At 57.6% G+C, this 5,000-nt stretch carries 3 protein-coding genes and 2 rRNA genes; 2 read left to right on the forward strand and 3 right to left on the reverse strand.

Translation table 11 applies throughout. From position 1 onward, the window contains the following. The first annotated feature begins 702 nt into the window (after positions 1–702). Positions 703–954: a type II toxin-antitoxin system Phd/YefM family antitoxin gene (locus ACFELO_RS09005; protein ID WP_440957436.1), complete on the forward strand. Its 252-nt coding sequence runs from the start codon at positions 703–705 to the stop codon at positions 952–954. Further along, positions 951–1,382 carry a type II toxin-antitoxin system VapC family toxin gene (locus ACFELO_RS09010; RefSeq protein WP_440957437.1) on the forward strand — a complete coding sequence of 144 codons (432 nt, stop codon included), beginning with the start codon at positions 951–953 and terminating at the stop codon, positions 1,380–1,382. The genes ACFELO_RS09005 and ACFELO_RS09010 overlap by 4 nt, the downstream gene beginning before the upstream one ends. On the opposite strand, the gene ACFELO_RS09015 is transcribed toward ACFELO_RS09010, so the two are convergent. The 3 genes from ACFELO_RS09015 to ACFELO_RS09025 form a co-directional block, all read right to left on the reverse strand. After that, positions 1,351–1,815 (reverse strand): acetyltransferase, encoded by a 465-nt coding sequence (locus tag ACFELO_RS09015; RefSeq protein ID WP_440957438.1) that lies wholly within the window; start codon positions 1,813–1,815, stop codon positions 1,351–1,353. The genes ACFELO_RS09010 and ACFELO_RS09015 overlap by 32 nt on opposite strands. A 109-nt stretch (positions 1,816–1,924) precedes the next feature. Next, positions 1,925–2,039: ribosomal RNA gene (gene rrf / locus ACFELO_RS09020) — 5S ribosomal RNA — on the reverse strand. Between the two features lie 83 nt (positions 2,040–2,122). After that, positions 2,123–4,909, reverse strand: a 23S ribosomal RNA gene (locus ACFELO_RS09025). Positions 4,910–5,000: the final 91 nt, after the last annotated feature.

Here is a 5,000-nt window from a genome sequence, read left to right on the forward strand (position 1 = left end):
TGATCCAGGCTGATGAAGCTCAATCCGGATCGGCTGACCGCCTCGGAATGAAGCAAAGCAACTGACGCCGCTTTCCGTCATTCCTTCAACGAGGAGCGCGGTTGGTAAGGACCGTCCGGCTCATCGTCAACCGCCTTTTTCAGGAGCGCCGCAGGAGCGACAGAACCGTTCGAAGACGTGAGGCGCGGGTTCTAGCGATCCCTTGCCTCTTCGCCAAGTCCGTTTTGCAGGGGATCTTCACTTGCGTGTGTCTTCGCCCTGAAACCGTTGGAAAGACTGGCCCGAAGCCCGACCTTCCGCTTGGCGCCCCACTCCGGTTGCTCCGTATTCTGAAAGAATTTCGGGGCCGCCCGTCGTTGGGAGGCGGTGTGTACGCCCCTGCCCGGATCGGGTCAACGCCGTGTCTGCAGTCCGGGGCGCCTTTTGGCGCCTGAGACGCATCCCGGCACTTATACGCCCTTACGCCCTTACGCCCTTACGCCCTTACGCCCTTACGCCCTTACGCCCTTACGCCCTTACGCCCTTACGCCCTTACGCCCTTACGCCCTTACGCCCTTACGCCCTTACGCCCTTACGCCCTTACGGGGATCCTCGATTCGCTGGAGGCGCAACAGCTCCCTGCTCTTCACTGGGCGGCCGCGGGCGTTTGGATTGAATCGGTCGCGACTCTGTAGTAACGTAACCACATTGTAGGAGGGTCTGATGATCAAGACGCTGACCAGTCGCGAACTCAACCAGGATCTGGGCGCCGCCAAGCGCGCATCCCGTGAGGGCCCCGTCATCATCACAGACCGCGGCAAGCCTGCGCATGTCCTGTTGAGTATCGAAGCCTATGAGAAGCTGACGGCTCAACACGCCACTCTGGTCGAGGCGCTGTCCCTGCCCGGCCTGTCCGAAATCGAGCTCGAAACCGAGCCGGCCAATCTTGAGCTTCAGATTCCGGATCTCTCATGATGTTGCTCGACACCAATGTGGTGTCCGAACTCAGAAAAGTTGGCGACGGACGCGCCGATCCGAATCTGGTCGCCTGGCTCTCGGGCCGGGATGCCGCCCAGTTCTACCTGTCGGTGATCAGTCTGATGGAGCTCGAAATTGGCGTGCTGCGCATTGAGCGCCGGGACGCGACTCACGGCGCGCTCTTGCGGCGCTGGCTCGATGAACGGGTCAAACCCGCTTTCGCCGGTCGCGTACTGCCCATCGATTCGACTATCGCCTTGCGATGCGCGACTCTGCACGTGCCCGATCCGCGCTCCGAACGTGACGCGCTGATTGCGGCGACCGCGCTCGAGCATGCGATGAGTGTCGTCACTCGCAATGTGAAGGACTTCGCCCCCACCGGAGTGAGGCTGATCAATCCGTGGGAGCTTGGGCCGGCCGGCTGAGATGGATCAGCGGATAGGCCCGGCCCTGGTCATCCAGCGCCGAGCGTCCTGTCTCCACGAATCCCATGGCGCGGTAAAAAGCGATCGCGCCCGGATTCTGTGCATTCACATCTGTCGTGATCTCACCGTGCAAGGCGATGGCGTGCTCCACCAGTCTGCGCCCAACACCCTGGCCGTGCATGGCGGGATCGATGAAGAGCGCATCCATATGCGCACCGACCTCTGTCGAGGTCAGCAGCATGAAGCCCAGGATTTTGCCGTCTCCCGCCCGCGCCAACGACAGCGGGGCTGCCGGCAGGAAGTCACAGACTTCAGCGTCGATCGCGCGCCGGTCTTCGGGCGTCAGGAAATCATGGGTGGCGTCAACGGCGTTGCGCCAGATCTCGATGATGCGGCCGCCCTGCTCAGGCGAAGAGGAAACAATCGTGATCATGGGGGCTCCTGACAGCTTCATCAGGCTGAATACACAAAACCCCCGGCCATGAGGCTCGGGGGTTTTACGTATTTTGCATTTAAAACGGAGCATGCATCGAGTCTAGCGGACCGGGCGGCGACCTACTCTCCCATGCCTTAGGACATAGTACCATTGGCGCAGAAGGTCTTAACGGCCGTGTTCGGGATGGGAACGGGTGTGGAGCCTTCGCTATAACCACCCGGTCGGCAAGACCGATGCATAATGTAGAGACGTACTGACTTAGTGGGCTTCATGGGGCGAAGCGATCGCCGCCCATGAGCATTGTTGGATCAAGCCGATCGAGCAATTAGTACTGGTCCGCTTCACGTATCGCTACGCTTCCACTTCCAGCCTATCAACGTGGTGGTCTTCCACGGCTCTGATAGGGATACCTGGTTTTGAGGGGGGCTTCCCGCTTAGATGCTTTCAGCGGTTATCCTTTCCGCACTTAGCTACCCTGCTATGCTGCTGGCGCAACAACAGGTCCACCAGAGGTGCGTCCATCCCGGTCCTCTCGTACTAGGGACAGCTCCTCTCAAGTATCCAACACCCACGGCAGATAGGGACCGAACTGTCTCACGACGTTCTAAACCCAGCTCACGTACCGCTTTAATTGGCGAACAGCCAAACCCTTGGGACCTGCTCCAGCCCCAGGATGCGATGAGCCGACATCGAGGTGCCAAACAATGCCGTCGATATGGACTCTTGGGCATCATCAGCCTGTTATCCCCGGCGTACCTTTTATCCGTTGAGCGATGGCCCTTCCACGCGGGACCACCGGATCACTATGGCCGTCTTTCGACTCTGTTCGACCTGTCAGTCTCACAGTCAGGCTGGCTTATGCCATTGCACTCAACGAGCGATTTCCGACCGCTCTGAGCCAACCTTCGCGCGCCTCCGTTACTCTTTGGGAGGCGACCGCCCCAGTCAAACTACCCACCACGCAGGGTCCCGGATCCAGGTTCATGGACCGCGGTTAGACGTCAATGAGGATAAGGGCGGTATTTCAAGGATGGCTCCACCAGAACTGGCGCTCTGGTTTCAAAGCCTCCCGCCTATCCTACACATATCGCCACTAACGCCACTGCGAAGTTGTAGTAAAGGTGCACGGGGTCTTTCCGTCTGACCGCGGGAACTCCGCATCTTCACGGAGAATTCAATTTCGCTGAGTCTCTGTTGGAGACAGTGGGGAAGTCGTTACGCCATTCGTGCAGGTCGGAACTTACCCGACAAGGAATTTCGCTACCTTAGGACCGTTATAGTTACGGCCGCCGTTTACCGGGGCTTCAATTCGGAGCTCTCACCCCTCCTTTTAACCTTCCGGCACCGGGCAGGCGTCAGACCCTATACGTCGTCTTGCGACTTCGCAGAGCCCTGTGTTTTTAATAAACAGTCGCCACCCCCTGGTCTGTGCCCCTGGACACCAGTTGCCTGATGCCAGGCTCCCTTCTCGCGAACTTACGGGAGTAATTTGCCGAGTTCCTTCAACAGAGTTCTCTCAAGCGCCTTGGTATGCTCTACCAGTCCACCTGTGTCGGTTTGGGGTACGGTCTAATGCGGGAGCTATTTCCAGGGACGACTTCACTGCCCACCCAATCCAGTAAGGGTGAACAATTACCGCAATCCGTCACTACCCGCTGGCCCAGGAATATTAACCTGGTTCCCATCGACTACGCCTTTCGGCCTCGCCTTAGGGGCCGGCTTACCCTGCGCTGATTAGCATTGCGCAGGAACCCTTGGACTTTCGGCGAGAGGGCCTCTCACCCTCTTTATCGCTACTCATGTCAGCATTCTCACTTCTGATATCTCCAGCAACCCTCGCAGGTCACCTTCACAGACTTACAGAACGCTCCGCTACCACTCTTTCGAGTCCGCAGCTTCGGTGTATCACTTAAGCCCCGTTACATTTTCCGCGCAGGAGCGCTTGACCAGTGAGCTGTTACGCTTTCTTTAAAGGATGGCTGCTTCTAAGCCAACCTCCTGGTTGTCTAAGCACTCCCACATCGTTTCCCACTTAGTGATAACTTAGGGACCTTAGCTGGCGGTCAGGGCTGTTTCCCTCTCCACTACGGACCTTAGCACCCGCAGTGTGTCTGCCTCGCTGTACTCCACGGTATTCGGAGTTTGGTTAGGTTTGGTAAGTCGTTGGGACCCCCTAGCCCATCCAGTGCTCTACCCCCGTGGGTAATACGAGACGCTCTACCTAAATAGATTTCGCGGAGAACCAGCTATCTCCGAGTTTGATTGGCCTTTCACCCCTAGCCACACGTCATCCCCGTCTTTTTCAACAGACGTGGGTTCGGTCCTCCAGTGCGTGTTACCGCACCTTCAACCTGCACATGGCTAGATCACTCGGTTTCGGGTCTTATCCCTCGAACTCATCGCCCTATTCAGACTCGCTTTCGCTGCGCCTACACCTACCGGCTTAAGCTTGCTCGAGAGACAAAGTCGCTGACCCATTATACAAAAGGTACGCCGTCACCGCGCAAGGCGGCTCCGACTGCTTGTAGGCGTCCGGTTTCAGGATCTGTTTCACTCCCCTCGTCGGGGTGCTTTTCACCTTTCCCTCACGGTACTGGTTCACTATCGGTCGGCAAGGAGTACTTAGGCTTGGAGGGTGGTCCCCCCATGTTCAGACAGGATTTCACGTGTCCCGCCCTACTCGAGGTCTCTTCAGTCGCTTTAACGTACGGGGCTATCACCCGCTATGGCCGAACTTTCCAGATCGTTCCGCTGACTCATGAAGAGACACTGGCCTGGTTCCCGTTCGCTCGCCGCTACTAGGGAAGTCTCAATTGATGTCCTTTCCTTCGGGTACTTAGATGTTTCAGTTCCCCGAGTTCGCTTCTTATCCCTATGTATTCAGAATAAGATACCTCTCACAAACACTGGTGATTGGCCGCCTGATCTCTCAGACGAACAACCGCCAGGGTCTGTAAAGGTGGGTTCCCCCATTCGGAAATTTCCGGATCAAAGTCTGCTCGCAACTCCCCGGAACTTAACGCAGCGTGCCACGTCCTTCATCGCCTCTTGCCACCAAGGCATCCACCAGACGCCCTTTTGACGCTTGATCTCAACGATGCTCATGCACGGTGAACGCTTCGCCCGCAGATCCGAAGATCTACCTAGCAAAAACGACCCACATGAGCCCGTCAGTCAGGATG

The organism is Oceanicaulis sp. LC35, assembly GCF_052055585.1.
Classification (GTDB): Bacteria; Pseudomonadota; Alphaproteobacteria; order Caulobacterales; family Maricaulaceae; genus Oceanicaulis.

Coding starts and splice junctions, on each gene's coding strand:
- ACFELO_RS09010 (WP_440957437.1), top strand. CDS start 951: ATGATGTTGCTCGACACCAATGTGGTGTCCGAACTCAGAAAAGTTGGC.
- ACFELO_RS09005 (WP_440957436.1), top strand. CDS start 703: ATGATCAAGACGCTGACCAGTCGCGAACTCAACCAGGATCTGGGCGCC.
- ACFELO_RS09015 (WP_440957438.1), bottom strand. CDS start 1,815: ATGATCACGATTGTTTCCTCTTCGCCTGAGCAGGGCGGCCGCATCATC.